The sequence below is a fragment of the Pannonibacter sp. Q-1 genome (assembly GCF_054073275.1).
Genome location: NZ_JBSXNB010000026.1, coordinates 1 through 728, shown reverse-complemented (window position 1 = coordinate 728; position 728 = coordinate 1). Strand labels below are relative to the sequence as shown.

At 56.6% G+C, this 728-nt stretch carries 1 protein-coding gene; it reads right to left on the bottom strand.

The genetic code is table 11. The annotated features are described in order from the left end of the window. Positions 1 to 28: 28 nt before the first annotated feature. Entirely contained in the window at positions 29 to 688 is a 660-nt protein-coding gene (locus ACVNHC_RS24490) for an IS1595 family transposase (protein WP_457169899.1), read from the bottom strand. Positions 689 to 728: the final 40 nt, after the last annotated feature.

Genomic DNA, 728 nt, shown 5'->3' with positions numbered 1-728 from the left:
GGGGCTGACATAGATAGCGTTTTCAGTTTTACTTGAACCACCAGTTTTGCAGGACGCTGACGAGATTGGCAACGGGACGATGGTTGAAGCGCCACTCGCACTCCTTGATGAAGAGGTGGAAGTGCTGCTGGGGAATGCCGTTGTAGCCCCTCAGATGCCGCTTCGCCTGGTTCCAGAAGTTCTCGATACCGTTGATGTGGTTGGCATCTTCGGCAAAGAGTTCCGAGTGGTTGATCCGGACGTGATGGAACTCGGAAACGTCCAGCACGTCATAGGCTCCGAAGCTATCGGTATAGACGATGGAATCGGGCCTCACCTTGTCCCTGATGATCGGAAAAAGCGTTTCGGTTCGGGCATTTGGGATGACCACGACATGAACCTTGCCGCCCCGTTTCAGGAGCCCGAAAACCGGAACCTTGCCCGCAGCGCCACGTCCCCGCTTGCCCTTCCTGCGTCCACCGAAATAGCTCTCGTCAGCCTCAACTTCGCCGCTCATGAGGCCTGGCTCCGCTGCCGCCAGTTCCGCGAAAATGACCTCCCTGAGCTTGTGGAAGAACAGGATCGCGGTGTTGCGGTTCACGCCGGTCAACTCGGCTGCCGAACGGGCTGTTGCGCCCGCGCAGAAATACTTCAAAAGCTCGGTCTGAATGCTTACCGGAAGCCTGCTCCGGCGCCTGAACTTAACCATCTGACAAAAATAGCCTTTCCTAGCTATCTATGTCAGCCCC